This window comes from Sulfitobacter marinus (assembly GCF_900116285.1).
Taxonomy (GTDB): domain Bacteria; phylum Pseudomonadota; class Alphaproteobacteria; order Rhodobacterales; family Rhodobacteraceae; genus Sulfitobacter; species Sulfitobacter marinus.
The window spans coordinates 45,929-71,314 of the sequence record NZ_FPAJ01000003.1; the positions used below are offsets into that span (position 1 = coordinate 45,929).

The window sequence follows — 25,386 nt, forward strand, 5'->3', positions numbered from 1 at the left end:
AGGTTACTCGGCGGCCTGGCTTTGCACAGCGCCCAAGGCGGCGCGGATCACATTGGGGGCGATATCATCATGCTCTGCAATCACGACCAGACGCCCTTGGCGGACCTCATCAGCGCCCCATGGCCGGTCATATTGATGCCGCACACGCGCACCAACGGCTTGCACCAAAAGGCGCATCGGCTTGCCGGTCACAGCGGCATAGCCTTTGATCCGCAGAATGTTGTGGTCACGTGCCAACCCTTCGATGGCGGTGACCAAGGCGGCAGGGTCAGTCTGTTCAGGAATATCCACGACAATTGATTCAAAATCGTCATGTTCGTGATCATCATGGCCGTCGTGATGGCTGGGCCGGGCGTCCATGTCGTCTTCGGCGGCGGCCTCAAGCCCCAGAATGATCCGTGGATCAACCACACCTTCGGCCACTTCGATAATGGGCAAGGGGCGCGGCGTTTCTGCGTTGATCAATGCTTTGGCTTTGGCAACGCCCTCGGGGCCAGCAAGGTCAGGCTTGGTCAGCAAAATGATGTCGGCGCAGGAAATCTGATCCTCGAAAACTTCGGACAATGGCGTTTCGTGATCAATGCTTTCATCCGCCAGACGCTGCGCATCAACGGCTGCAACATTGGGCGCGAAACGACCTGCTGCGACGGCTTCGGCATCGGCCAGCGCAATAACGCCATCCACAGTAATTTTTGACCGGATATCGGGCCAGTCAAACGCCTTGAGCAGCGGCTTGGGCAGCGCCAGACCAGAGGTTTCAATCAAGATGTGATCGGGGCGCGGATCAAGCGCCATCAAAGCCTCGATCGTGGGAATGAAATCATCGGCAACCGTGCAGCAAATGCAGCCATTCGCCAGCTCCAGAATATTTTCCGCAGGGCAGTCGGGGATGGCACAGCTTTTCAGGATTTCACCATCAACCCCCACATCGCCAAACTCGTTCACGATAATCGCCAGACGTTTGCCGCCGGGGTTCTGCATCAGGTTGCGGATCAGCGTCGTTTTACCGGACCCCAGAAAGCCGGTGATCACAGTTACAGGCAATTTTGCGAAATCAGTCATCTCAGGACTCCAGCGGTTGAGAAAGAGGGGGAATACGGGCAACGCAATTGCGTTTGAAGTGTTCGGGGCGTTCGCGCCAAGGGATCAGACCATCGCGGGTCGCATGATAACGCGCGGCCCCGTCCAAGATCATCTCGGGGTGGTCGCCCTCGTCTACATTGGCGAAAACATAGGTCCATTTGTCACTGTCCCCGCGCAGCGCAACGGTGCACCCGTGGTCGCAGTTTTGCAGGCATTCAACTGGGGCCACCTGCACCCCATCGGGCAGATCAAGTGCGACGATCCGGTCATAGAGCGCTTGGCCTGGCCGCCGGTCGTCTTCGGGCGTTTCTTGGCCACGACGACATTTCACGCAAACCAAAAGCTGTGTTGGTTGCCCGCCGCCGGTGGCGTTTTGTTCAGTATCTTTCATGGTCCTCGGTCCCATCTGGTAAATGGAACGCGGGTCTGATGACGAGGCGAACCGGCACACGGAACAAACCCCGACACCGGAACACCCCGTCCGGTCTTGGCATCTCTTGCTGGCAGGTCTCCCGGCTCACGGTTGTCGGGCGGTGGCCCACGGTGGATCTGCCTTCCCAGCCTCTGGCCAGTGGCGTTGATCCTCCTCAATCCGTTCACGGTCGCGGGGGCGGCTGCGTTTACCGGTACAAAACCGGATACACATTCCCTTTTCACCTGTTTACACAGGAACCAGCATAAGGGCAGATGGTCCTAATCGATGAGACTTGTCAAGAACGAGGAACCCCAATGACCAAGGACATCAACGCCCGCCACACCGAAAAGATGCGCAAGATTAAGGCTGCGCGTGATAAGATGATGCAGACCAAGACCGACGAAAAGGGTCTGATCATCGTGCACACCGGTGCAGGCAAGGGTAAATCATCCTCGGGCTTTGGTATGATTATGCGCTGCATTGCCCATGGTATGCCCTGCGCTGTGGTGCAGTTCATCAAGGGCAATTGGGTCACTGGCGAACGCAAGTTCCTGACGGAACGTTTTGCCGATGAATGCCGGTTCTTCGTGTCCGGCGAAGGCTTTACCTGGGAAACCCAAGACCGCGAACGTGACATCGCCGCCGCGCAAAACGGCTGGAAGATCGCCAAGGAACAGATCCTCGACCCCGAAATTCAATTCGTTCTGCTGGACGAGATCAACATCGCCCTGCGCTATGATTATCTGGACATCGACGAGGTGGTGGATTTCCTGCTGCACCAGAAACCGGCGATGACCCATGTTTGCCTGACCGGCCGCAATGCCAAGCCAGAGCTGATCGAAGCTGCCGATCTGGTCACCGAAATGAACCTGGTCAAACATCCGTTCCGCGATGGTATCAAAGCGCAAAACGGCGTGGAGATGTAAGCCGCTGCCCTAAGCTGCCGCTTCAATCCTGTCTTCTTTCATATAGTTACGCCGCATACAGCGGTCCTGAACGCGTGGTCTCACCCCTCCGACACCGCGTGTATATTGCTGTTTAATGGCACCCTAATCATGTTACATATTATCACAATAATTACTCTTTAAGTAACATTTAAGTTGCAGCGAATCGCGACTATCCCTAGGCTCATTAATCAAGGGAGACTTTCATGGACGCTTTCATTTGTGACGCACAGCGCACACCCATCAGCCGTTTTGGCGGGGCTTTGTCATCGGTTCGGGCCGATGATCTGGCCGCTGTGCCGATCGCTGCGCTGATGGCGCGCCACCCTGGCCTAGATTGGTCAAAGGTGGACGATGTGATCTTTGGCTGTGCCAACCAAGCGGGCGAAGATAACCGTAACGTTGCGCGTATGGCCGCATTGCTTGCCGGGCTGCCGGTGGATGTACCGGGTGCCACAATCAACCGTTTATGCGCCTCGGGCATGGATGCTGTCGGTGCCGCCGCCCGCGCGATCAAGGCGGGTGATATGGATCTGGCGATTGCTGGCGGCGTTGAAAGCATGACACGCGCGCCATTCGTCATGCCCAAGGCCGAAACCGCGTTTTCGCGCAGTAATGCCGTCTATGACACCACCATCGGCTGGCGGTTTGTGAACCCCAAGATGAAGGCGCAATACGGCGTCGAATCGATGCCGGAAACCGGTGACAACGTGGCGACCGACTATGACGTCAGCCGCGCCGATCAGGACGCATTTGCCAAGCGCAGTCAGGATCGTTGGGATGCCGCCGACAAGGCTGGCGTTTTCGCCGATGAAATCGCACCCGTGTCGATCCCGCAGCGCAAGGGCGATCCGGTTATCTTTGACCGCGACGAACACCCCCGACCCGGCACATCGATGGAGGCGCTGACCAAACTACGCCCGATCAATGGCCCTGATCTGACGGTTACTGCCGGCAATGCGTCGGGCGTAAACGACGGTGCAGCTGCGATGCTGATGGCGTCCGAGGCTGCTGCCAACCAGCACGGCCTGACGCCGATTGCCCGCGTCATTGGCATTTCTGCCGCCGGTGTCGAACCGCGCATCATGGGTATCGGCCCGGTGCCCGCCAGCCAAAAGGTTCTGGCCCGCGCCGGTCTGACCATTGATCAGATGGATGTGATCGAACTGAACGAGGCATTCGCCAGCCAGGGCATCGCCACGCTGCGCGCCCTTGGGGTTGCCGACGACGCGCCGCATGTGAACGCAAATGGCGGCGCGATTGCCATCGGTCACCCGCTGGGCATGTCCGGCGCACGGTTGGTCATGACCGCCGCGCTTCAACTGAAACGCACGGGCGGTCGCTATGCCCTGTGCACCATGTGCGTTGGTGTGGGCCAAGGGGTCGCCATCATTCTGGAACGCGCAAGCTAACTGCTAATCCCACCTGAAAGGATCTGAACGATGTATGCACAGATGATCAAATCCACCGGCGAAGGCGTCAAATCCCTCGACGAAATGGAACCGCAAGAACGCGCCTTTCAGGAACGGATTAACGCAGGCGGCAAGATAGAGCCGAAAGACTGGATGCCGGACGGGTATCGCAAGAACCTGATCCGGCAGATCGGCCAACATGCCCATTCCGAAATCGTCGGCCAACTGCCCGAGGGCAACTGGATCACCCGCGCGCCCACGCTGGAACGCAAGGCTATCCTGCTGGCCAAGGTGCAGGACGAGGCAGGCCATGGTTTGTATCTTTATTGTGCCGCCGAGACCCTTGGCGTCACCCGTGATCAGCTGACCCGCGACTTGTTGTCGGGCAAGATGAAATACTCGTCGATCTTCAATTATCCGACCCTAACATGGGCAGATATGGGCGCTGTGGGCTGGCTGGTCGATGGTGCCGCGATCATGAATCAGGTGCCATTACAGCGCACCTCCTATGGTCCCTATGCCCGCGCGATGGTCCGTATCTGCAAAGAGGAATCTTTCCACCAGCGCCAAGGCTACGACATCATGATGAAAATGGCCAAGGGCACAAAAGCGCAGAAAAAGATGGCGCAGGACGCGTTGAATCGTTTCTGGGGCCCCGCACTGATGATGTTCGGCCCGTCTGACGAAAATTCGGTCCATTCGGCGCAATCCATGGCGTGGAAGATCAAGATGAACAGCAATGACGAGCTGCGCCAGAAATTCGTCGATGAATGCGTCCCGCAGGCCGAATATCTGGGCCTGACCGTCCCCGACCCCGATCTGAAATGGAACGAGGAACGCGGGCATTACGACTTCACCCAGCCCGATTGGGATGAATTTTTCGATGTGCTGCGCGGCAATGGCCCGTGCAACAAAGAACGTTTGGCCGCGCGCAACAAGGCGTGGGATGACGGCGCGTGGGTCCGTGACGGATTGATGGCGCACGCAGCGAAAAAGCGCGCAGCGAAACTGGCAGCGGAGTAATTTGACATGACCAACCCCACACAAGAATGGCCCCTGTTCGAGATTTTCATCCGCGGTCAGCACGGGCTAAGCCACCGCCATGTCGGATCATTGCACGCACCTGATGCCGAAATGGCGATCAAGAACGCCCGCGATGTCTATACCCGCCGCAACGAAGGCGTCAGCATTTGGGTCGTTCAAGCCTCTGACATCGCCGCCTCCTCGCCCGAGGAAAAAGGATCGCTCTACGAGCCTGCCAACGACAAAGTGTATCGCCACCCGACGTTTTTCGACATCCCCGAAGAAGTGGGTGCAATGTGAGCGACAACCTCTTTGAATTCCTGTGCCGGATGGGCGACAACACCTTGGTGCTGGGCCACCGCGTGTCGGAATGGTGTGGCCACGCGCCCGTGCTTGAGGAAGATATCGCGCTGGCCAATACGGCACTTGATCTGATCGGGCAAACTACCCTGTGGCTGGACCTGGCCGGGGAAGTCGAAGGCGCAGGTCGTGATGCCGACAAGCTGGCCTTTCACCGCGACGTTTGGGGTTTCCGCAATCTGTTGCTGGTCGAACAGCCCAACGGTGATTTCGGCCAGACCATGATGCGACAGTTCCTGTTTGACGCGTGGCATCTGTCACAACTGAACGCACTGATGGACAGCAGCAATACACAGATCGCCGCCATCGCTGAAAAATCCGCGAAAGAGGTAACCTATCATCTGGAACGCGCCACCGAAACGGTGATCGGTCTGGGCGACGGGACCGAGGAAAGCCATAACCGGATGCAGGCCGCATTGGACAAATTGTGGCCATATGTCGGGGAAATGTTCACCTTAGACGATGTGGATGCCGCGATGGTTGATGCGGGTATTGCCCCAGATCCTGCGTCTTTGCGCCCGGCCTATGACGCCCTGCTGGACGACGTTTTCGCCGCCGCCACGCTGACGAAACCGCAGGATGATTTCGGGCATCAGGGCGGGAAATCAGGCAAGCGTCACTCCGAACATCTGGGACATATGCTGGCGCAAATGCAATGGCTGCAACGCGCCTATCCGGATGCCACATGGTAGTCGAAAGGCCCACGTTAGAGACTGTTTGGGGTTGGCTAGACACTGTGCCAGACCCCGAAATCCCTGTTATATCCCTGACCGATCTGGGGATTATCCGCGATGTCCAATGGCAGGATGATACGCTCGAGGTGACGGTAACGCCCACCTATTCCGGCTGCCCCGCCACGACGATCATCAACCTTGATATCGAAACTGCCCTGCGTGGGCATGGGATCGAAAAATTGGCTCTAAAGCGGCAACTTTCGCCCGCTTGGACGTCGGATTGGATGACGGACAGCGGCCGCGCCAAGCTTGAAGGTTACGGGATTGCCCCGCCCCAACCCGCAGGCGGTCCGCAACATTGCCCCCGCTGCAAATCCACGCATGTGGAAAGGATCAGCCAGTTCGGATCGACCCCCTGCAAGGCGCAATGGCGCTGCACCGACTGTCTGGAACCCTTTGATTATTTCAAGTGCATCTGACCTATGAACCAATTTCTCCCTTTATTAGTGACTGATATTCACCACACGATCCGCGATGCCGTGGTGCTGACACTTCGGCCCGAAGACCCCGGCGCATTTGATTTTACGCAAGGTCAATATCTGACATTCAAGCAGGATTTCGGCGACACCGAACTGCGCCGCAACTACTCCATCTGTGCGGGATTAGATGATGGCGTGTTGCAGGTCGGGATCAAACGCGTCAATGGCGGCGCATTTTCGACCTTTGCCAATGAAACTCTCAAGGTTGGCGACACACTCCACGCGATGCCGCCACAGGGTAAGTTCTTCACGAAATTAGAGCCTAATAAGGCCAAAAACTACCTTGGCTTTGCAGGCGGGTCGGGGATCACGCCGGTGTTGTCGATCCTGAAAACCGTGCTGATCCGCGAGCCGCAATCGACCTTTACGCTGGTCTATGCGAACCGCGCTGTGAACACGATCATGTTTCGCGAAGAGCTTGAAGACCTCAAAAACCGCTTTATGGGGCGGCTTAGCGTCATTCACATGCTGGAATCCGGTCAGGATATTGACCTTTTCACTGGCCGCATCGATCAAGCCAAATGCGATGCCTTGTTCAAGACCTGGATCGACATCAAAAACATAGATACCGCATTTATCTGCGGGCCCGAACCGATGATGCTGGCCATCGCAGAAGCGTTGAAATCGCACGGTTTAGAGCCTGATCAAATCAAATTCGAGCTGTTCAGTGAAAGCCAGCAAGGGCGCCTGGCCAAGCAGGAAATGGCCAAGCGCAGCGAAGATCAGGCGCTTACCCAAGTGACCGTGACCATCGACGGTGCCGCCCACAGTTTCACCATGAGCAAAGGCCAATCCGTGCTTGAGGCCGCGTTGGAGAACAACCTTGATGCGCCGTTTGCCTGCAAGGCGGGCGTCTGTTCGACCTGCATGTGCAAGGTGATCGAGGGCGAGGTTGAGATGCTGTCGAACCACGCGTTGGAGGATTACGAGGTGGAACGCGGCTATCGGTTGAGCTGCCAAAGTTATCCGGTCAGCGACAAACTCTCCATCGATTACGATCATCACTAAGGAGCCTATCATGCGCGATATTCAAAGCTTTGCCGCTGGTCAGTGGATCAATCCCGGGGCCGGTTCACGCAGCATCGCGAGCGCCATTACCGGTGAGGTGATCGCGCAGGCAGGTAATGATGCGCTGGATATTCAGGCGATGCTGGCCTACGCCCACGATGTTGGCGGCCCAGCGCTGCGCAAACTGACGTTTCACGACCGTGCTAAGATGCTCAAGGCGCTGGCTGGCTACCTAAAAGACCATAAACAGAGCCTATATGACCTGAGTTTCGACACTGGTGGCACCCAATCGGATCACATGATCGATGTGGATGGCGGTATCGGCACGATGCAGGTTTACGCCGCCAAGGGCCGCCGCGAGACGCCTGATGATCAGGTGTTTCTGGATGGTCCACCCGAACAATTGGGCCGTGCGGGTCAGTTTATGGGTCGGCATATCTGTACGCCGCTGCAAGGCGTCGCCGTCCATATCAACGCGTTCAACTTTCCGGTCTGGGGGATGCTGGAAAAGCTCGCCCCGACCCTGCTGGCCGGCGTTCCCGCCATCGTGAAACCAGCGACCGCGACCTGCTATGTGACCGAGGCGTGTTTTCGGCTGATGATCCAGTCCGGTATCCTGCCCGATGGCGCGATCCAGCTGGTGACGGGCGGTTTGGGCGATATGCTGGATCATCTGGAGTGTCAGGATGTTGTCAGCTTTACCGGGTCGGCCCAAACAGCGAATAAATTGCGCAGTAATCCCGCATTGCTGGAACGATCTGTCAGGTTCGCATCCGAGCAAGATAGCCTGAATGCATCCGTGTTAGGGTCTGATGCGGTGCCCGGAACGCCCGAGTTTGATCTGTTCGTGAAAGAGGTCCAGCGCGAGATTACCGCAAAGGCGGGGCAGAAATGTACGGCCATTCGCCGGATCATGGTGCCGCAAGCGCATGTCGATGCGACAATCGCCGCGATCTCTGCACGGCTGGCCAAAGTCACCATCGGTGATCCACGGTTGGAAACCACGAAAATGGGCGCGTTAGTCTCACAATCTCAGCGCCGTGATGTGCTGAAAAGGGCCGCTTTGATCGGGGCAGAGGCCGAGCGCGTGTTTGGTGACCCGGATACCTTTGCCGTCGAGGGGGCCGACCGTGAAAAAGGGGCGTTTGTCCCGCCGATGCTGTTTCATTGCGCCGATCCTGACGCGGCGATCCGCGTCCACGATACCGAGGCGTTTGGCCCTGTCTCGACCATTATGCCCTACCGCGACACCGCCCATTCGATTGAGCTGCTGAACAAGGGCAAAGGGTCCTTGGTCGCCTCTGTCATCACCAACGACGGTGACATCGCGCGGCAGATGGTGATGGGTGCGGGTGCGTTCCACGGGCGGCTTTACTTCAACAACCGCACCTCCATGGCCGAGGCGACAGGCCATGGTGCCCCCTTGCCCCATATGGTGCACGGCGGGCCGGGCCGCGCGGGCGGTGGCGAAGAATTGGGCGGCATCCGTGGCGTCATGCATTACTTGCAGCGCACCGCCATTCAGGGCAGCCCCGACATTCTGACCGCCATTGGCAAGCAATGGGTGCCGGGTGCCACCGAGATATCCGACCGCGATCACCCGTTCACGCGAGTCTTTGGCGATCTTGATCTGGGCGAGACGTTCAATTCCGCCAGCCGCACGATCACGCTGGAAGATATTGAAACCTTTGCGCATTTCACCGGTGACACGTTTTATGCCCACATGGACGAGGACGCCGCCAAGGCGAACCCGTTCTTTCCGGGTCGCGTGGCCCATGGCTATCTATTGCTAAGCTTTGCGGCGGGCCTGTTCGTGCAGCCCGATCCCGGTCCGGTCTTGGCGAACACCGGGTTGGACAACCTGCGCTTTATGGCCCCTGTTCAGGCGGGCGACAGCATCAAGGTCCGGCTTAGCGTCAAGGCAAAGACCCCTCGCAATGACGAATATGGTGAGGTACGCTGGCACGTGACCCTGGCCAATCAGGATGATGCCGCTGTGGCCGAATATGAACTGCTGACGATGAATGCTTACTGATGATTTCGCCCACGCGGCCTCTGCGCTGAAAAAACTTGGCGGGCAGCGGGTCTGGTCCCTGATGATCAGCCTGTTCGGCGATCTTGCGCGGCGCGAGGGCGATGTGATCGACGGGCCTGTGTTATCCACAATCATGGCGGCGATGGATGTCCGGCCCGAGGCCGCGCGCGTCGCACTGCACCGGCTGCGCAAGGACAACTGGATCGCGTCCGAAAAACAAGGGCGCATCAGCCTGCACAGCCTGACCCCCGATGGGCGCGCCCAAGCAGATGATGCAAGCGCGCGCATCTACACGCCCCCCGATGATCTGTGCCAGAACTGGCAAATGCTATTGCTGAAATCCGCAGATGCCGGCGGCCTTGATCTCGACGGTTTTACCCAAGTGGATGCCCGCGTTTTTGTCGGCCCGACAGATATCGCGACGCCCAAGGATGCTTATGTGACAGTCGGCGCAGATGCGCCCGCGTGGCTTCAGGCTGAGTTAGAGCCGCAAACCTTGACCGAAAGCTACACTCAGCTGCACACTGCCTTGGTACATGCGGTGCAACACCTGCCAGCCCCGGACGCGCTGACCCCGCTTGAAATCGCAACGCTGCGCTGTTTGATCGTGCATAACTGGCGGCGGCTGGCGTTGAAGCACCCGGCCTTGCCGAAACCCTTGATCCGCAAAGATTGGGTCGGGTTCAAAGCCCATGTTCTGGTCGCGGACCTGCTGGCGCGCTATCCACGGCCCGACCCGACACAGATCGCCACCGCTTAACGGCCGCACAAAAGCGGAGCTTTCCCAACGCGCGCGAGAGCGGTATAGGGAACACATGAGACATAAAGTACACCAAAACGACCTGCCAGACGGCCTTGATCTGGGGGCTATCGTCGCCATTGACTGCGAGACGATGGGCCTGCATCCGCACCGCGACCGCCTATGCGTTGTGCAGCTTTCCGGTGGCGATGGCCGTGCACATCTGGTGCAGATCGCCAAGGACCAAACCACCGCCCCAAACCTGTGCGCGCTGCTGGAAAACCCGGATGTGCTCAAGCTGTTTCACTTTGGCCGCTTTGACATTGCCGCAATGCTGAACCGTTTCGGGGCCAAGGCCGCGCCCGTTTACTGCACCAAAATCGCCAGCCGCCTTGTGCGCACCTATACCGACCGTCACGGGCTGGCAAAGCTGTGTCAGGAATTGCTGAGCGTCGATATTTCCAAGCAACAGCAATCCAGCGATTGGGGCGCGGAAAAGCTGACCAATGCGCAGATTGATTATGCCGCGTCAGATGTTTTGCACCTGCACAAGCTGCGCGATGCGCTGAATGTGATGCTGCTGCGCGAAGACCGTATGGACATCGCGCAAGCGTGTTTTGATTTTCTTCCCACCCGTGCCCAACTAGATCTGGCAGGCTGGCCCGACACGGATATTTTTGCACACACATGAGCACACCATTCCTAGATACTGCCCGACGCGTGATCCGCACCGAGGCTGACGCGCTGACGGCTTTGGCCGACAGTCTGGATGATCGATTCCGTCAGGCGATTGACCTGTTGGTTGCCACCCGTGGCCGTGTGATCGTCACCGGCATTGGCAAATCCGGCCACATCGCCAAGAAAATCGCCGCGACCTTGGCCAGCACGGGCACCCCTGCGCAATTCGTCCACCCCGCCGAGGCAAGCCACGGCGATCTGGGGATGATCACAGGCGATGATGTGGTTCTGGCGATATCTAATTCCGGCGAGGCCCCTGAGCTGGCCAACCTGATCGCCTATTCGCGGCGTTTTTCCATACCATTGATCGGCATCACCAGCCGCGAGGGCAGCAGCCTTGGCGCGCAATGCGATGTGGTTTTGGTGCTGCCCCAACTGCCCGAGGCCTGCGGCACCGGCGTTGTGCCATCGACATCCACCACAATGACGCTGGCCATGGGCGATGCCGTTGCGATTGCGCTGATGGAAAACCGGTCGTTCACGGCCGAACATTTCCGCGAATTTCATCCCGGCGGCAAATTGGGGGCGCGGCTTAGCCGTGTCGCCGACCTGATGCACACAGGCGATGCGCTACCTATGGTCAAAGACGATGCACCGATGTCTGACGCGTTGATGATGATGAGCGGTAAATCATTCGGCGTGGTCATCGTTACCGATGCTGCGGGTACCCTTGCCGGCATCATCACCAGTGGCGATTTGGGCCGTCATCTGGATGGGTTGATGTCCAAGACGACACGCGACGTCATGACGGCAACGCCGGTCACGATTGCACCTGATGCGCTGGCCGAAAAGGCCGTTGCCATGATGAACGCGCGCAAGATCACCTGCCTGCTCGTCGTGGAACCCGATGGGCAGAATATTCCTGCGGGCCTGATCCACATTCACGACTGCCTGCGCGTCGGATTGGGGTAACCGATGCAGGGGGACAGCTATACCAGAACGGTCTCCTTGCTAAAGGTACTGTTCCCGCTCATGGCCTTGGCTCTGCTTTCTACCCTGTTCCTGTTGTCGCGTGCCATTGACCCTGGCGAAGCGATCCAATTCGCAGAAAAAGAGATCCAGGACAGGCTGCGCGACAGACAGATTACCGCGCCGTTTTTTACGGGATCTACGGCGCAAGGGGATGAACTAAGATTCTATGCCGATGTGCTGACCACGCCGGACGGCAAAATTGGTGCAAACAAAGCCACAAATATGCGCGCGACCATCAAGACCGTGCAGGGTACGACCTATCGCATTACTTCTGACAAAGCCGAGATCGACCTGGCGAAAAACCATGCCGAGCTTACCAGTAACGTTATTATCATGACCTCGAACGGGTACAGGCTGACCAGCGATTTCATGACATCCGGCCTGTCGTCGCTTGATATCGAATCCCCCGGGCCTGTCTATGGCACCGCCCTCGAAGGCATACTCGAGGCCGGGTCGATGACCGCTTCACAACCACAAAACGGCGATAGTACCCATTTGTTTTTCACAAATCGGGTGAAGCTGATATATAAACCGAAACCTCTAATAGAGTAATCTGCGTGAAATACCTTCTGCTGCCGCTTTTATTATTATTCACTGCCGTATCGGTGGCGGCCCAAGGGGCCAATGTCGCCTTTGGGACGATTCGTCAGGATACCGGGCTTCCTGTTGAGATTACCTCGGACAATTTGTCGGTCGAGCAGGCAACAGACACGGCGATTTTCACGGGAGATGTCTTGATCGCTCAGGGTGAAATGCGGCTTACGGCGCCGCGCGTTCTGGTCGTTTACCGTGCCGACGCCGAAGGGATCGAACGGCTTGAGGCGACCGGCGGCGTGACATTGGTATCCGGCCCGGATGTGGCCGAATCGGAACGTGCAGATTACCATATCGACAGCGGGACAATCCTGATGTCTGGTAATGTTTTACTGCTACAGGGGCGCAACGCGCTCAGCTCGGACAAGATGAACGTCAACCTTACGGACGGCACTGCGCAGATGACGGGCCGCGTTAAAACAATCTTGCAAACGGGTAGCGAAAACTGATGCCAACGCCACCATTGACGATAGAACAGGGCGGCGGCGGGTTGCGTATCGAACATCTGCGCAAGTCCTATCGCAAGAAAACCGTGATCCGCGATTTTTCGATGCATCTGGACCGGGGCGAGGTCGTGGCCCTGCTTGGCCCGAATGGATCAGGCAAGACGACAACCTTTTACGCGGTGGCCGGATTGGTCATGCCCGAAGGCGGTACCGTCACCCTCGACGGCAAAGATGTCACCACATTGCCCATGTATCGCCGCGCGCAGTTGGGCATCGGCTATCTTCCCCAAGAGATGAGCATTTTTCGCGGCCTGAACGTTCAGGACAATATCGCGGCCATTTTGGACATTTCAGTGCCAGACCTGCGCACGCGCCACGAGCGGCTGGAGGCTTTGCTATCGGAATTTTCCATCGAGCACCTGCGCCGCGCCCCCGCGCTGGCATTGTCCGGCGGTGAACGACGCCGTGTCGAGATCGCGCGTTGCCTTGCCGCCGATCCCAAATACCTGCTGCTTGATGAACCTTTTGCTGGGGTCGACCCGATTTCGGTTGATGATATCAGGCATCTGGTTGCTGATCTGAAAAAACGCGGAATCGGCGTGCTGATTACAGATCACAACGTGCGTGAAACCCTCGAAATCGTGGACCGCGCCTATATCCTGCACGAGGGCAAGGTTCTGATGTCTGGCACCCCGTCTGAAGTCGTTCAGAACGAGAACGTGCGCCGCGTCTATCTGGGCGATAATTTCCGTATTTCTTAATCTTTGATGAAATTTCTAGGCTGATTTTTGCACAGTCACCTAGCAGATTCATTTGACAATCAGTGTCATTCGGGCGCTCAATAGGGGTATGGCGACACCACGTTCCATGTTTGTCCTATCTGACCCTTTCAATAAAGGGCCAATGGCATTCAATCTGAACGGATCGTCATTCACCCGCATCTGACCCCGCCCCACGCCGCAAATTTTGCGGTTTGTGACGCTGTTCAGAACGATATGAATAAGGAGAGTATATGCGGTACCAAATCAGTGGCAAACAGATCGACATCGGCGACGCCCTGCAGACTCATGTGAAAACGGAACTGGGCGAAGCGGTTAAAAAATATGCAGAGCGCCCAACGGATGCGAATGTCATCTTTTCCAAGTCCGGCCATGAATTCGTTTGCGAGGCGACGGTACATCTGTCGACCGGGCTGACAGCGTCAGCCAAAGCTCATGCTACTGATATCTATGGATCTTTTGATTCCTGCGCAGCCAAAATGGAGAAGCAACTTCGGCGCTACAAGCGTCGGTTGAAAGATCACCACCGGGAGCGGCCGGAGCCTGTTGAACTTTTCGGCGCATCCTCGTATATCCTCGCCTCAGAAAGCGATTCAGATGCGCAGGAACCCGAGTCTCTCCAACCGATGATCATTGCCGAAATGCAGACCAAGATCGCAAACTTGTCTGTCGGAGAAGCCGTGATGCAGATGGAGATTTCAGGATCACCTGTCGTCGTGTTTCGCAAAGAGGGTAAAGAAGGCATAAACGTTGTCTACCGTCGTGATGACGGAAACATCGGCTGGATCGACCCGTCCTAACACAACGGATCGCATGAAGGCGGCCCAGAACTGAGCGAGCAGAATGAATTTTGCGACACTCCTAAAGCCGTCGGCTGTCAAAGTCCTGACGTCTGCATCAAGTAAGAAGCGCCTGCTCCATGATATTGGTGAGCTGGCGTTTCACGCCTATGGTTTGGATTCCGGTGCCGTGATCGAGGCGCTGCAGACACGCGAAGCCCTTGGCCCGACAGGTGTTGGGCATGGCGTTGCCCTGCCGCATGCGCGGCTGGAAGGGCTTGAATCCGTCTCGGGCGCATTCGTGTTGCTGGACAAACCGATCGATTTCAATGCTGTTGATCGCCAGCCGGTCGATATCGCCTTTGCGCTTTTCGCCCCCGAAAACGCCGGTGTTGAGCACCTCAAAGCCTTGGCGTTGGTATCGCGGACCCTGCGTGATCCGTCGGTCTGCTCAAAGCTGCGCGCCAACCCAGAGCCCGCCACACTTTATACCATTTTGACCGAATCGCAGGCCACGCAAGCCGCCTAGATCCGCGCTATTGCCAGCTGTCGAAACCAAACATCATATAATCACGCTGATAGGCATCTGCGGCGCGCTTCTCAATCTCGGCGTCATAGATATCTGATAGCTCAAACGGTGTGAGGGCGGGGCGCGGCGTGATGGCGGGCGGCTTGGATATCCCTACGGATGCGGCCAGATCAGCCAGATCATGCGCCAAATCAGCCTCGCGAATGATACGGTCAGGCAGGGCGAATTCACCAAAGCCTTGCAGGGCCTGCGCCTGTGTACACCAAGCTTGATCGACGCGAATTGCCGTCTGGCCGTTCAGGTTCCCCTTGAGAAACGTCAAGAACGCCAGAAACGCCGTACGATGGGCGTCTACGTCATAGCTTGCGTCCGGCTCCCCTTCGGGCAGGGGCAGTTTATACCGCCGGATCAGATTGGCGCGCAGCTGGGTATAGCTGCCCTTGCCGGTGGTGACGATGTGACGGCAAAACGCATCATGGGCGCGGTCGACAGGGTGGCGCAATACGGTAAAGCTGCGGTGCCCCTGATTGCGCCGCTTCCATTGGCGCAGCTCCTTTTGGTTCATCTTGCGGCGTAGATGGCTGCGTTTCACGCCATCCACGGCAGCCAGCCAATCCAGAACCTGCGGTTCTGGTCCGCTGCGCAGGGGCAGGTACAGCAACGGTGCCTCGGCCGCCGCGATATATGACGGCACCACCGGCCCGCGACGCGGTTCGAAATTTGGCGTGCGGGTCAGATCGAACCGGTCAAGTCGCCCAAGCGCAGATAGCATATCGTCGTAATTGCTAACCTTGGTCGATATATGGTCAGGGTTTTGTTTTTTCAGACGTTTATCCAAGGCTTCCAACGTCTCGTCCACGCCAAGATACCGCGCAAGCCCGTTCATCACCTCGACGTTTTGCAGGTCTTCATAGGCTACGTAAAACGCCGTCTGCCCCAAGATCTGAAGACGGTTCAGCAACAGCAATTGGAACGCCTGCAAGGCCTCTAGATGGGCAGAAAACTCTGCCTCGTCAAACACGGCTTGGCCCGCTTTATGCGCCTTCATGTCCGTCAATTTCCATTGACCGGTGGCGCGGGCGATTTTCCAGCTGACATAGCTGTCGACCGGATTGCGCGTCAGAATAACCTTGGCGCAGCTTTCGTCGTTTAGCAGGGTGTCCAGCACACGCGGATCATGGTCGTGAAAATAACGAAACCCGCCCAAGCCGGTTGATTTACTGCGGATCGCCGACAGCAATACATTGGGGTCGGTGTCACGCGTTTCCTGATCGACGCCCAGAATATCAGTGGCGTTCGGATAGCCGATAAAATGCGGGTTAAACGCCTCTCCGTGGCAATTGATGCCCTCGAACGCATTCAGGTTCGCCTCCAAGAAATTTGAACCCGTTCGCATCTCGGCGAAGACGACAAAGCTCTTGAAATTGGATGTCATGGCTATTTCACCAGATAGGGTTTGCGCGGCGAAGGCTGGGTTGCTGCGACACCCCGTTCAACCGGAAAATCCCCCATAAGATGCGGGTGCATCCCTTGGTTCTTTAGGTTCTGCAAGAACTGTCCAAAACCGGAAAGATCAACCATTTTAGGTACTTCCGCGATGCGCTTCAGCTTTGCAGGGCCAATTTCGTCCAATATCCCCTGAAGCGGCTCCATCGGGGCCTCGATAAATTCGGCCATGTTCCAGATCCGCACCCGCGCCTTGGTGTAGGGCGAGCGGAGGATATTCATGTGTTCGTTTTCAATCTTTTGCAACGCGGCCGCGGTACGGCGAATGACCGCAAAATCCTTATTCGACCGGAACAGAGGCACCGACCACGCGCCAGTGATGACCGAAACCTGCGCATTGGGGTCTTTTGCGATCCGCCAGCACACATCCTGATTGTCGCCCGGCCCGAATTGAAAACACTGACGTTCGCCGCGTGTGTTCCAGATCAGATTGGTCAAAAATGCCTTGGCATTGTAATCGCGTATCGTCGCACTGTCGCTAAGCGCACCATTGATTGCGGTTTGGTGGTCGGCATACTGCACCCGATCCGGGGCAAACAAATGGCCATGCACCCGCGCGCCTGTGGATTTGGCCAGCCAAGGCTCAAAATTATCAAAAAGTTCGGCAAAGCCCTGAAACACAGAATAAGGTGCAGCTGTCGCGCCATTTTCCCAGTCTTCATTGGGAAAACGGCTTTGCATATACAGGCCAGCACGCCCGCGCGTTCTGCGTTCAACCGCTTTGGCGAAAATGCGGTCAATCTTGCCCGGGTTCGGTTCGGTCTTGCTCAGCGCATTATCCTCATCGGTTAAAAACGCGTTGTACAGACGATCCGCATAGGGCCAGATCTTGCGCGCGACAAAACAATCCGACCGGCGCAAAAGCTGAAGATGATCATCATAGAAAATATGCGGCTTTCCCTGAAAGTCGAACTTGGACAGGGTCAGCGACCGGCTTTCAACCTTGGTCGAATAAAGCCGAGACAGGGTCTGGAAATAGCTTTCATCCGGAATCCAAACACGGCGGAAATAGCTGTCATATGCATTGCGATCCGGGTCTTGCAGAATGGCCGACAGGGTCTGGCGCGTCAGGCACCACCATTGCGACCCCATATGCGGGACAATTCCGTTAGGCAGCTTCCGTTTCAGGTTCAGTCCACGCTGAATTGCGACGGCTTTATCAAACAAGAACCGCTGCTTTTTCCACGAAAACGGGAAATGCATGGTAAATCGTTCTTCGTCCAATCCACCAACGGTCCAAGGAACATCAGCGGTTGTCGCGCTTTCGATAAAGTCGGTTCTTGGCCGCGCAGCAAGGTAGTTCACCAGTTCTTTGACCGGGCGCAGCGGCAGACAGGAACCTGATGCAAGATAAACGTGGTGCACATCTTTGAACTGGGCGAGCATCATCTCGGACGCGGCCTGCGATGCCGCGACGATGCCCCAAGTTCCCCATTCGCAACGAAAGCGTTTGCAGAACGACAGATCAGGCACGTCCGCCAAACTGTTTACAAAGCTATCATAAACCTTGCGCGGCACGCTTTTGTCGATATGGATCACCACGGGGCAACCAGCGGCCGACCAATGGCGGGCAACCTGCTCTGCACGGCCAAGCGCGGTATGCACCAACATGACAACACCGACCGTCACGCCCAGTTCCCCTTGGACATGAGGCCCAGAATCTCGAGCTGGCGCCAGTTGATATACCGCTCAGACCATTTGCACCAAAGCTGGGGATCTGTTTGCAGATTATCGGCATAGGCTTTGTATTCGACCGATGCGGCGTAATGCTGACCGCGCTCAAGCTCTTCCAGCGCCTTGGCGCTGAAAGTATCGAGGAATTTTGCATGCAGCAAAACGCCGGATGCTTTTTCCCCGCCCCATTCATCATAAACCTGATTCAAACCACGCGGCAGCAGCATGTGGGTCGAACTGACATAGACATAGCGCCGGTCCCATTTGACCAGCGGCACCTTGTTCAAAGCGGGCGCTTTTTCAGGGTTGTCCTTAAAGAAGACCCGCGCGCGCGGCCCACCCTGAATCCACAGGTTTGCGAACTTAAAATTGCGGAACATCGAATAGTTTCCGCTATCGAACCATGACGCAATTTCCATCGGGTTCTGGCCAGATCGATACGGCTGTTCATCCAGCCGCCCCTTTGGATACATATCCAGCAACATCGCAGAAAAGGATTTGATCGACGACGCATCCAACCAGTCGGTCAGCGCACGCAGTGGGCGTGTGTCACAAAACGGGTAGATCAGAAATTCATCCGGGTCGACCGTCAGCGTCCAATGCCCATGCGCATATTTCATCTGCAGCCAGTTCAGCCAATCGGCCCCAAAACGTGCGCGTTTGTAGCTGGCCCGCGCGCCCCATAGCGAAACATCAGGTTGCTGTTCCAGATACTGGACCGATCCATCATCGCTGTCATTGTCCACGAAAAAGAAATGGCCCACGCCCATTTTGCGGTAGTAATCCAGAAAATACGGCAGTCGAATTTTTTCGTTTCGCTGCGTGCAATACAGCAAAATATCATCGGGCTTGATCCGGTCCGTGCGGTTCGCGATCTGCTTTAGCTCGCGGCGTTTACGAAACGCGCGAATGCGCCATCTCTTGCGCTGCAGCCGAAGCCGATATGAATTTATTATGCCCAAAAACCGCCCCTTATCCGCGGGATATGCTTGCCGCCCTTGTCAAAACCGCCCACGAATGTGCAGCCTATGCTCTTGGGCTTAACACTATGTTGAAATGGTTTTTCCACGTCGGCCCCTGAAACCCCTGCGGGATTTTTCGAATTTCGGCTGTGTCCGCCCAATTTTCTATGATCCTTATCCACTGATAGTGATCGGAAACGCCTGCGTAAACAGGGATATCGCCCAAAAATTCGTGCAAAACGTCCAACTCGTTACATAAAACCGGTGTTTTCAACATCACCGCCTCAAGCGGCGGCAGGCCAAAGCCCTCGGTAAAGCTGGGAAACAGGCTGCCCGACGCGGATTGGACCAGGGCCGCGAGGGCCGGATCAGACAGGTTTGCAACCTCACGCACCCGGCTTTTGGGGCCCATCGCATCAAGCCGGTCAAACACCGCATCATTGTTCCACCCCCTGCCCCCGCAGATCAGCAAAAGCGGGGCGTCGGGGCCCATTTCATCCCAGATATCCAGCAAAAACTTGTGGTTCTTGCGCGGCTCAATGGTACCGACAGTGACGAAATACGGCTCTGCCGGGGGCAGGCCTTGTGGCAGTTCAGACGCGTCAGGCTGGGGCAAAACTGTTCCCAGATGGGCAACAATGCCAGCGGGTGTTTCACCCCACGCCGCCATCTGCGCCTCGGCGCGGGCCTTGGTATCTGCCGAATTATAGATGATCCTATCAGCCCATTTTTGTACGTTTTTCAGTTTTTCCCGGAACGGCTCAACGGAACCGGGGCGCTGGTACTGCGGGTACTCAAGCGGGATAACATCATGGATCATAACGTTAATATCGATCCCATGCTCGTGAAGGGTCGATAACACGCGGGGCGAAAGATTGCTGTGGCCCACGTTGTAATATTGGCAGGGCATGGGCAGCTTCTTGACCAACCGCGGCAAGCGCCAAACAGCAGCGCGCGCAATGGCGAGCCGCCGGAAATCCGCCTCGGCGCGCCTTACATTCATCGCCCTGCCGCGCCGGAACCGCGACAGCAGGTCGGGCGCACCCCAACCGGCGCGACCGTCAACCCGGTCCTGAATACCCTGCAAGCCCGCGCGATCCAGCAACAGATAGCCAAGCGGCGTGCGCGCAAGGCCAAAGCACGGCGTATCATCCGACAGAAATTGCGCCAGATAGGCCTGTTCGACCCGATCCACCCCCGTTGCCATGCGTCCTGCGCGGCGCAAGGTCCGCGTGACATCCAGCAATCGTGAGGCGGGCATATTATGAATTGTAGTGACCAGTTTGATGCCATCTCCACGCGTCAGAAATCATTTGCGACATGGTCGACCGCTTTGGCACCCATCCCAGTTCCGCAGCCGCGCGGGTGGAGCCGGAAACCAGCTTGGTACAATCCCCCGGACGCCGCGCGCCTTCCTTGATCGGGACCGCACGATTGGTGACCTCGCGACTGCGATCAATCACCTCGCGCACTGAAAATCCCGCGCCTGAACCAAGGTTAAAGACGCGACTGGGCTTGCCATCCAGCAGCCAGTTCAGCCCCAGAACATGCGCATCAATCAGATCGCAAACATGCACATAATCACGAATGCAGGTGCCGTCCGGCGTGTCATAGTCGGTGCCAAAGATAGTTAACGCATCCCGCTTGCCATCAATGGCGTCCAGCATCAGCGGAACAAGATGGGTCTCGGGTTGATGAAACTCGCCAACCTCGCCGTCAGGATCGGCCCCTGCCACGTTAAAGTACCGAAAGATCACGTGCTTCAGGCCGTGCGCGCCCTCGAAATCGCGCAGCATCTCTTCGATCGCGCGCTTAGATGCACCATATGCATTGATCGGCAGCTGCGCGGTATCCTCATCAAACACGACGTTGTCGTGATCGCCATAGGTGGCGCAGGTGGATGAAAACACAAAGTTTTTGCAATTGGCAGCGATGGCCGCCTCAATCAGGTTCAGCGACCCTTGGACATTATTACGCCAGTATAGACCCGGCTGCGTCATGCTATCGCCCACCTGACTAAGCGCTGCAAAATGCATCACGGCCACAGGCTTGTATTCGGCAAAAGCCGCGTCAACGTCAGTGCAGTTCAGTAGATCACCCTCGACCATGGGGCCGAATTTGACCGCGTCGCGCCAACCTGTGACAAAGTTATCAAAGGTCACCGGCGTAAACCCGGCTGCGGCAAGCGCCTTGCAAGCGTGTGAGCCGATATAGCCCGCGCCGCCTGTCACCAATACATTTGCCATCCGTTTGCCTTTGCTAGACCCTTACTGAGCCGTTTTATCGACGCTCATGATATCTTGCAAATATCCATGAAGATCATCGCGCAGATCAGCACGGGCCAAACCAAAGGATACCGTTGCCTGCAAGAAACCGGATTTGGACCCGCAGTCAAAGCGTTGCCCCTTGAACCTGTAACCATAGACATCGTTACCCTGTGTCAGCTCGGCCGCAATCGCATCGGTCAGCTGGATTTCACCACCCGAACCGGATTTCAACTGGTTCAGGTTACGCAGCACGTTGGGCGACAGGATGTAGCGCCCGATGACAGCAAGGTTCGAGGGCGCATCTTTGGGTTTGGGTTTTTCCACCATGCCGCGGATCTTTACCATTTCACCTTGATCATCTGCCACGTCCAGCACACCATATGAAGACACGCGATCAGGGGAAACCTCCATCGCGGCAACCATATTACCACCGGTTTCATTATACGCCTCGACCATTTGTTGTAGGCATGGTTTATCGGCTGCAATTACATCGTCCGGCAACATAACGGCAAAAGGTTCGTCACCAATCAAACGGCGTGCGCACCAAACGGCGTGGCCCAGCCCCAAGGCCTTATGCTGGCGGATATAGGCAATAGCACCGCTGTCCATGTTGGTGTTCTTCAAAATCTCCAACAGCTCGGTCTTACCCTTGGAGCGTAATTCCTGCTCGAGCACGGGAGAGTGGTCAAAGTAGTCTTCCAATGCGCCCTTGCCGCGCGAGGTAACAAAGATGAATTCCTTGATACCTGCCGCGCGGGCCTCATCAATCGCATATTGGACCAAGGGGCGGTCGACCAATGTCATAATTTCCTTTGGCACCGACTTGGTCGCTGGTAAAAACCGCGTGCCCAACCCTGCCACGGGAAAAATTGCTTTCGTTACCTTCTTGCCCATGCGGCAGTCTTCCTTGTGCGTTACTGGCTATGCTCTGCAACACACAGAACATCATATCCATTGGGTTTAAATCGCTAAGCTGTAATATAGTGCTGACATCATCATCGTCTAATGGTGAAATCCTCTTTGTGCGGCAACCCGCCGTTTCTCACGCTCCGCCTTTTTCAACTTTGACGAAACACCAATCAACCTATCGGTGCGCTGAACCTTACCGAACAGCCCACCCCTTTGCACCCATAATCCGTCCGCAGTAAAGGAAAGTCGGTGAAATAGCGCAGTTGGTGAAATTATAAGCAACGTCACGATGTGGCCCGCTGCCAAAGCGTCAACTGCAAGGTTGCGATCAGCAGCGGCGGTGAACGGTCCGCTCACAATCATCTTGCTGTGCCGTCGCACGGCGGGAAAGCGCTGAAAGGGGGAAAGCGCGTGCTTGGGCAGGTTTGTAGATGTCTCTTTTCGGTCCTGTCCCTCGGCATATCCAAGGTCCAGCCGTTTCATCAGGTGCCGCACGTCACGTGGTTCCAACTGGCCGGTTTGCAGTAATCTTAACATGCGCCGGCGCTGTTCATCCCGCAGGGCGTGCCAGTGCGCCGACCATGCTTGTCGGGGCAGGTGCTTGCGTTGAAAAACTACCCAGCTTGCCCCGATGTCATAGAGGTCGGTCGGCACCCGCGCCGCAGTTCGCATCCGGTTCTCGGCGTACCCATGATGCACCTCGGCCAGCGGGACAATCGCCGTGGCATGACCCGCTTTTGCCAACCGCATGTTCAGATCGGTTTCATCAAGGAAATAGTGAAAAGCAGGGTCAAACCCGCCCAGATCGACCAGCACATCGCGTCTAAACGCCATATTAGTGCCTTCGGTCTTGATCGCACGGGTTTCGGAGGGCCGCAGCACTGTCGCTTGATCCGTGTCCAATTTTAGGGGGTGGGGCAGCCCTTGTTGATCAAGGCTGGCTGCCTTCCATTGAAATGAAATCCCGTTACGGCCCCGGACATAGCCTCCCATCGCGGCAACGTCGCTTTGGCTGGCGGGGGCAACAAGATGGCGCAGCCACATCGGTTCGGGCACGGCATCATCGTCGATAAATGCAATGATGTCGCCTGCCGCATGGCCAATCCCCAGATTACGTGCCGCCGAGATATTGGGCACATCGAAAGGAACCAGCTTGAGCTTCTCAGCAAAGGGCAAAGCAGCCGCGGAGGTGATCCCGGCGGGGTCCGCGACCACGACGACCTCGAAGTTCCAGTATTGCAGTTGGGAAATGCCTGTCAGCGTGCGTGCCAGCGATTGTGGACGTCCACGGCTGACGATCACAACGCTGACAGGCAGATCGGTCATTCCAGACCCATCTGCGCCATCATCGCCTCGATTTTGGGCACGTCTTCGGGATTGTTCAGCTCCCAGAACTGACGGCCTTTGGCTTCGACCTCGACGCACAAAACCGTATGGCTGTTTTCCATGAACCGAAGCTGCTCAAGCCCTTCGAGTTGTTCGAGCGGGCCAACGGGCCACGATGGATATGCGGCCAGCGCATCGGGGCGATAGGCATAGACACCAACATGGTGAAAAACCGGTGTCGGATCAGCGTCGCCATAGGTTTGCGAGGTGAATGGCACCACCTCTTTGGAAAAGTACATCGCACTATGATCAGCGGCAAAAACCGATGTTGTACCGCCCACGCGGCCCGCTTTGCGATCGGCCAGCAGGCTGTTTAAAGCAGCACCATCGCAGCGCAACACAGGGGTCGCAATGCCCGCCTTGGGCGCGCCTATTAGACCCTGTACAAGGCTTTCGACGAACCAATGCGGCGTCAGTGGCGCATCGCCCTGTAGGTTCACAACGATGTCATAGCCACCGCCCAAAACCGCATGCGCCTCGGCGCAGCGTTCCGTTCCGTTGGCACAATCGACCGAGGTCATGACGACCTCGGCCCCAAAGGCTTCGGCGGCGGTTTTGATCCGGTCGTCATCGGTTGCGACAACCACCATATCGACGCCTTGCACCTCGCAAGCGGCTCGCCAGCTGCGTTCAATCAAACTGCGGGATGTCCCGCTGGCCCCTTTGAGCATCGCCAAAGGTTTCGCTGGATAGCGGGTCGATGCATAGCGGGCGGGAATGACAATAATAACAGACATCAGGGCGCCTTTAGCTCAACGCCGGGCGCGTGGGCGATAAAGAACGGATTGGCGAAATCAGCCTTGCCATATTTCAGCGGCGTCAGATCATCAAAGCGAACAACCGCCCCACCGGCACCAGCCAATACCGCGTGACCTGCCGCTGTATCCCATTCCATCGTCCGACCCACGCGGGGGTACAAGTCAGCCTCGCCCGTCGCGATCAGACAAAACTTGAGCGATGAACCCGCGCTTTTCATGTCCTGCACATTATACTTAGCGATGTAATCATCGGTCGCTTGGTCGCGGTGGGATTTTGACGCCACAACCATCAGCGCCGAATTATCCGGGTTAGAGACTGTTATCGGCGTGACCGGCCCCATTTGACCCTTGGGGAAATCACCTGTTTCTTCGACCGCACTGCCATCTGCCAGGGTAAAGAACATGCGCCCGCGTGCAGGGGCATAAACGACGCCGCGGGTCGGCACGCCCGCTTCGACAAGGGCGATGTTCACGGTGAAATCACCCCGGCGGTTAATGAATTCCTTGGTGCCATCCAGCGGATCAACGATCAAAAACGTATCGCCACGCGCGCTATGTGTGGCGGATTGTTCCTCAGTCACCAGCATCACATCGGGAAATGCAGCGCGTAAACCGTCCGAGATGATCTTGTCTGCGGCCTCATCGGCAATGGTGACCGGGCTTTCGTCAGACTTGGTCTTAACTTCAAAGTCATCCTGACCATAGATCTGCATAATCTTGTCACCGGCTTCTAGTGACAGACCCCGCATAACTGTCACCAGCTTTTGATAATCCATAATGCCAAGGTCCCCTGAGTTTCGTTGATTACTTTACGCAAACCCCTTATGATTACAGATTGACGGAACAGCAAGAATT

27 protein-coding genes and 1 riboswitch are annotated in these 25,386 nt (G+C 56.8%); of the genes, 16 read left to right on the top strand and 11 right to left on the bottom strand.

Features of this window, described 5'->3' with window-relative positions:
* Positions 1-3 precede the first annotated feature (3 nt).
* Positions 4-1,062 carry a cobalamin biosynthesis protein CobW gene (gene cobW / locus BM347_RS09110; protein ID WP_093916170.1) on the bottom strand — a complete coding sequence of 353 codons (1,059 nt, stop codon included), beginning with the start codon at positions 1,060-1,062 and terminating at the stop codon, positions 4-6.
* Between the two features lies 1 nt (position 1,063).
* Entirely contained in the window at positions 1,064-1,474 is a 411-nt protein-coding gene (locus BM347_RS09115; RefSeq protein ID WP_245764234.1) for a DUF1636 family protein, read from the bottom strand.
* Positions 1,475-1,568: 94 nt separating this feature from the next.
* A riboswitch (cobalamin riboswitch) is annotated at positions 1,569-1,775 on the bottom strand.
* A gap of 37 nt (positions 1,776-1,812) precedes the next feature.
* Between BM347_RS09115 and cobO the strand changes: the two genes are divergently transcribed.
* From cobO to BM347_RS09195, 16 genes are all read left to right on the top strand, one after another.
* On the top strand, positions 1,813-2,424 hold the full coding sequence (cobO, locus tag BM347_RS09120; protein ID WP_093916172.1) for a cob(I)yrinic acid a,c-diamide adenosyltransferase: 612 nt from the start codon (positions 1,813-1,815) through the stop codon (positions 2,422-2,424).
* Between the two features lie 224 nt (positions 2,425-2,648).
* A complete protein-coding gene (pcaF, locus tag BM347_RS09125) occupies positions 2,649-3,854 on the top strand; it encodes a 3-oxoadipyl-CoA thiolase (protein ID WP_093916173.1) in 1,206 nt (401 codons plus the stop codon).
* 30 nt (positions 3,855-3,884) lie between these two features.
* A complete protein-coding gene (gene paaA, locus BM347_RS09130) occupies positions 3,885-4,877 on the top strand; it encodes a 1,2-phenylacetyl-CoA epoxidase subunit PaaA (protein ID WP_093916174.1) in 993 nt (330 codons plus the stop codon).
* A gap of 6 nt (positions 4,878-4,883) precedes the next feature.
* On the top strand, positions 4,884-5,177 hold the full coding sequence (gene paaB, locus BM347_RS09135) for a 1,2-phenylacetyl-CoA epoxidase subunit PaaB (RefSeq protein WP_093916175.1): 294 nt from the start codon (positions 4,884-4,886) through the stop codon (positions 5,175-5,177).
* A 29-nt stretch (positions 5,178-5,206) separates the two neighbouring features.
* Complete coding sequence (gene paaC / locus BM347_RS09140; RefSeq protein ID WP_217644020.1) at positions 5,207-5,929, top strand: 1,2-phenylacetyl-CoA epoxidase subunit PaaC; 723 nt, start codon at positions 5,207-5,209, stop codon at positions 5,927-5,929.
* Positions 5,923-6,390: a 1,2-phenylacetyl-CoA epoxidase subunit PaaD gene (paaD, locus tag BM347_RS09145; RefSeq protein WP_093916177.1), complete on the top strand. Its 468-nt coding sequence runs from the start codon at positions 5,923-5,925 to the stop codon at positions 6,388-6,390. Before paaC ends, paaD begins: the two co-directional genes overlap by 7 nt.
* 3 nt (positions 6,391-6,393) lie before the next feature.
* The gene (locus BM347_RS09150) at positions 6,394-7,458 is read left to right on the top strand and encodes a ferredoxin--NADP reductase (protein ID WP_093916178.1); all 1,065 of its coding nucleotides are present in this window, start codon (positions 6,394-6,396) and stop codon (positions 7,456-7,458) included.
* Positions 7,459-7,468: 10 nt separating this feature from the next.
* Positions 7,469-9,493, top strand: a complete 2,025-nt coding sequence (paaZ, locus tag BM347_RS09155; RefSeq protein WP_093916179.1) for a phenylacetic acid degradation bifunctional protein PaaZ — start codon at positions 7,469-7,471, stop codon at positions 9,491-9,493.
* A complete protein-coding gene (locus BM347_RS09160) occupies positions 9,483-10,253 on the top strand; it encodes a PaaX family transcriptional regulator C-terminal domain-containing protein (RefSeq protein WP_093916180.1) in 771 nt (256 codons plus the stop codon). Before paaZ ends, BM347_RS09160 begins: the two co-directional genes overlap by 11 nt.
* A 55-nt stretch (positions 10,254-10,308) precedes the next feature.
* On the top strand, positions 10,309-10,923 hold the full coding sequence (locus BM347_RS09165; protein ID WP_093916181.1) for a ribonuclease D: 615 nt from the start codon (positions 10,309-10,311) through the stop codon (positions 10,921-10,923).
* Entirely contained in the window at positions 10,920-11,882 is a 963-nt protein-coding gene (locus tag BM347_RS09170) for a KpsF/GutQ family sugar-phosphate isomerase (protein WP_093916182.1), read from the top strand. The genes BM347_RS09165 and BM347_RS09170 overlap by 4 nt, the downstream gene beginning before the upstream one ends.
* A gap of 3 nt (positions 11,883-11,885) precedes the next feature.
* Positions 11,886-12,494, top strand: a complete 609-nt coding sequence (gene lptC / locus BM347_RS09175; protein ID WP_093916183.1) for an LPS export ABC transporter periplasmic protein LptC — start codon at positions 11,886-11,888, stop codon at positions 12,492-12,494.
* A gap of 5 nt (positions 12,495-12,499) precedes the next feature.
* Complete coding sequence (locus tag BM347_RS09180) at positions 12,500-12,985, top strand: LptA/OstA family protein (RefSeq protein ID WP_093916184.1); 486 nt, start codon at positions 12,500-12,502, stop codon at positions 12,983-12,985.
* Positions 12,985-13,743, top strand: a complete 759-nt coding sequence (gene lptB / locus BM347_RS09185) for an LPS export ABC transporter ATP-binding protein (protein WP_093916185.1) — start codon at positions 12,985-12,987, stop codon at positions 13,741-13,743. Before BM347_RS09180 ends, lptB begins: the two co-directional genes overlap by 1 nt.
* A 251-nt stretch (positions 13,744-13,994) precedes the next feature.
* Positions 13,995-14,561 (top strand): ribosome hibernation-promoting factor, HPF/YfiA family, encoded by a 567-nt coding sequence (gene hpf / locus BM347_RS09190; protein WP_093916186.1) that lies wholly within the window; start codon positions 13,995-13,997, stop codon positions 14,559-14,561.
* Between the two features lie 43 nt (positions 14,562-14,604).
* Positions 14,605-15,069 carry a PTS sugar transporter subunit IIA gene (locus BM347_RS09195; RefSeq protein WP_093916187.1) on the top strand — a complete coding sequence of 155 codons (465 nt, stop codon included), beginning with the start codon at positions 14,605-14,607 and terminating at the stop codon, positions 15,067-15,069.
* Positions 15,070-15,076: 7 nt separating this feature from the next.
* Here the strand turns inward: BM347_RS09195 and BM347_RS09200 are convergent, their stop codons facing one another.
* The 9 genes from BM347_RS09200 to cysQ all read right to left on the bottom strand — a co-directional run bounded on the left by BM347_RS09200 (position 15,077) and on the right by cysQ (position 25,307).
* Entirely contained in the window at positions 15,077-16,504 is a 1,428-nt protein-coding gene (locus BM347_RS09200; protein ID WP_093916188.1) for a nodulation protein NodH, read from the bottom strand.
* Between the two features lie 2 nt (positions 16,505-16,506).
* Positions 16,507-18,204, bottom strand: a complete 1,698-nt coding sequence (locus BM347_RS09205; protein WP_093916189.1) for a DUF5927 domain-containing protein — start codon at positions 18,202-18,204, stop codon at positions 16,507-16,509.
* Positions 18,201-19,211 (bottom strand): glycosyltransferase family 2 protein, encoded by a 1,011-nt coding sequence (locus BM347_RS09210; RefSeq protein ID WP_093916190.1) that lies wholly within the window; start codon positions 19,209-19,211, stop codon positions 18,201-18,203. Before BM347_RS09210 ends, BM347_RS09205 begins: the two co-directional genes overlap by 4 nt.
* Before the next feature lie 64 nt (positions 19,212-19,275).
* Positions 19,276-20,472, bottom strand: a complete 1,197-nt coding sequence (locus BM347_RS09215) for a glycosyltransferase (RefSeq protein WP_093916191.1) — start codon at positions 20,470-20,472, stop codon at positions 19,276-19,278.
* 1 nt (position 20,473) lies between these two features.
* Positions 20,474-21,457, bottom strand: coding sequence for a UDP-glucose 4-epimerase GalE (gene galE, locus BM347_RS09220; protein WP_093916192.1), 984 nt, complete (start codon positions 21,455-21,457; stop codon positions 20,474-20,476).
* Between the two features lie 21 nt (positions 21,458-21,478).
* Positions 21,479-22,372, bottom strand: a complete 894-nt coding sequence (galU, locus tag BM347_RS09225) for a UTP--glucose-1-phosphate uridylyltransferase GalU (protein WP_093916193.1) — start codon at positions 22,370-22,372, stop codon at positions 21,479-21,481.
* Positions 22,373-22,480: 108 nt separating this feature from the next.
* Positions 22,481-23,713: a glycosyltransferase family 2 protein gene (locus tag BM347_RS09230; RefSeq protein WP_093916194.1), complete on the bottom strand. Its 1,233-nt coding sequence runs from the start codon at positions 23,711-23,713 to the stop codon at positions 22,481-22,483.
* On the bottom strand, positions 23,710-24,510 hold the full coding sequence (locus BM347_RS09235) for a 3-deoxy-manno-octulosonate cytidylyltransferase (protein WP_093916195.1): 801 nt from the start codon (positions 24,508-24,510) through the stop codon (positions 23,710-23,712). The genes BM347_RS09230 and BM347_RS09235 overlap by 4 nt, the downstream gene beginning before the upstream one ends.
* Positions 24,510-25,307, bottom strand: coding sequence for a 3'(2'),5'-bisphosphate nucleotidase CysQ (cysQ, locus tag BM347_RS09240; RefSeq protein ID WP_093916196.1), 798 nt, complete (start codon positions 25,305-25,307; stop codon positions 24,510-24,512). Before cysQ ends, BM347_RS09235 begins: the two co-directional genes overlap by 1 nt.
* Positions 25,308-25,386 lie beyond the last annotated feature (79 nt).